Source organism: Escherichia sp. KCJ4928 (assembly GCF_004352695.1).
Lineage (GTDB): Bacteria > Pseudomonadota > Gammaproteobacteria > Enterobacterales > Enterobacteriaceae > ECMA0423.
This window is the reverse complement of record NZ_SJWV01000321.1, coordinates 1-2,674: the sequence shown is the minus strand read 5'-3', so window position 1 is coordinate 2,674 and position 2,674 is coordinate 1. Positions and strand designations below refer to the sequence as shown.

The following is a 2,674-nucleotide window of genomic DNA, read 5'->3' as shown; positions in this document are numbered from 1 at the left end:
CCTCCTTTATGAATATTCAGGGAGCTGTTTATAAATGACGATGCATCTGAGAACAGGACTGAAGATGAAGAAACATTGATATGACTGTCTTCAGACGTAACCCCGCCACGAAAATTATCGCGGATATCCAGTGCTGATTTTTGCTCCAGAGTGATATGCCCTGTATAGGAGGATGTTCCTGCGGCAGCAGATTTCCCTTCAACACTGATGACATCATTACCTGTTCCGTCATTTTTATCAGTAAAGACTGTATCTCCGCCGATAATAACAGTGCTCTGGTTAACGGCCCTGATATTCCCGTTCATAAATGCATTACGGGACAGACTGAAGTCCGCATTATTAAGATTCAGATTGTTGAGTGAGAACTCCCTGTTCTCCCAGTCACTCTGCGATGCAGAAACAGTTTGCCCTGCATGAATAACAGGGTGTCCCTGGAATATAAGAGCACCGTCCTGTTTTGACATATTTCCTGATATACTGACAGAGCCATCAAGCGTTAAAATATCATTGCCTGCCAGTTTGGGGATTTCCACACTGGTATTACCGGTTATTTTTCCATGATATATATATGATAAAGGAGCACTTTCCTGCATTTTCATCTGAGCATATAACCCAATTGCTTTTTCTTTATCCTTACCCAGCCTTTGCCATTCGCTCTGATTATTCAGCGCGCCAAACAAAGCGCTGCCATATCGGTTACTTTTCAACAGATAATAATTCCCGTCAAAGGTCGTATAATACAGATCACCTGGTTTGCCTGTCCCCCCCATTATATTTATATTATTAACAACCACTTTTATTTCTTCTGCTTTCAGAGGAGATAACGAAAGTGTGACTATGGATTTATCTGTCTGATTATCGTTGCTGATTTCAGCACCATAATCTGCAGCCTGAAGACGGGAAAAGGTAAAATCATACCCATTTAAATCCAGTATCCCACCCCGATATCCCCAGCTGATATTATCTGCATCTACCTGGTTTGCCCCGTTAAGTTTAACTGTTGCCCGACCACTGGCTATATTGATATGGCTAAACGCCTGTTGTTTCTGGTTTGCATCTGGCTGTTGCTCAAGAACAACAGCGCCGTCCCCAACTTTAAGGCCACCTTTATTCTCACCATGACCATTAACAGTTAATGTCCCGGAACCAACTTTATGCAGATTATCACCGGCAATGCCATTAACTCCCCATTTGACATTTGCCTCGTCACCGACAATAATTCCGGCACCAGTCCATGTACTGTTATTATTTGTCAGTACAGTGTAGTCTTTATCAAACTGAAGGTATCCGGCTCCCTGCTCCACACTGGATACCAGTTCGATTTTCCCTTCATTACCTGAGAACACAAGATTGTTCCCGGTATTTGCATTTCCGTTTACACTACCAGTCATGGAAAATATCTTCTCTCCCTGACTGAGAGTACCTGTACCTCTGGAACGATCAAATTCCCAGCGTAAGATACTCTCCTCCGGAGAAGCAACAATAATTGGTTTAAGGTCATCCTGTAATTTTTGACTGATAAAGTCATGAGGCATCAGGAGCCAGTCATTTCGTGCACCTTTTACTCCATAATTATGCAGAGTAACTCCGGCTAATACCCATTTTTTGTCAATGTTATCCCAGGCATATAACGGCGAACCACTGTCTCCATTCTGTCCATAACTGGCAAGAGGTCCCTGGTTTTTATCAAAGGTATTTCCCGGGTTTGCTGAAATCATCTTCATACCGTTATAGTGAGTATAATAAGGTTTCCCCACTGTTCCGCCGGTCAGATAAGCCTTTTCTGGAGTGTAAGCCTGCAGCAGTTTATCTGTGCCATTTGCATAACGGATATATTGAGAGCCAACGCCCGCACGGTAAAAAGCCGTATACCGGTTATTATTAAATTTATCCTTTCCCTGTATATCTGCGGGAATTACTTCTGTAACAAGCTTATTTAAGCGTGGGACAGAAAAATCCATACCAGCAAGGTTATTATCAACTATTTTATATATCTGGTTATAACCAAAAGTTGCTGATGAAACACTTTGTAAACCACCATGTTTAGCCGATACAACATAACCAGGATGAATCAATGTGGTATGACCATCACGAGAAAGACTGGAAAAGTCAAGCATGGGAGCATTAAGAACCCCAACTTTATTCCCATTGTTGTCTTTTATTTCAATTCCTGTCACGCCGGGGGTAAATACACCTTTATTTTCAGCAAAGTCACGAAAAGTCTGATATGGTATTTCTGCGCTGACTGTTGATGCCTCTCCTGGTAAGGGTGAAAGACACATGGATAAAGCAAAGGAAGCAGTTATTAACTTTCTACCTGTTTTTCCTTTAACTTTTTTACTTAACTCTGACACAGCTATAAGACCACCAGTAAGGGCACTATATTTTAGTGAGTAAATTTTATTCATGTTGTATCTGCTATTTAATAGATTGTTTCGTGATAATATCCACTTTATGAGTGATGTGATACATTCACTCATTTTGACATTTTAAAATCAACAAAATAACATGTCCATAAAAAGAAGAACTCATAGAGAGAGAATATCAAGAAAAGTTTATATTTTATTGGTGCCTTTTGTGATTCAGAACTCAGTCTTATCTGTTTTTCCCTTTGTAATTGCTGCATTTTCCATAAGAGAAAGCATTCACTTTCGTAATGGATTCATTGAGTAGG

The 2,674-nt window shown here is 40.5% G+C and carries 1 pseudogene; it reads right to left on the bottom strand.

The features are described from left to right. Positions 1-2,408: pseudogene (espI, locus tag E0D98_RS23170) on the bottom strand (serine protease autotransporter EspI); the annotation flags it as partial. Positions 2,409-2,674: the final 266 nt, after the last annotated feature.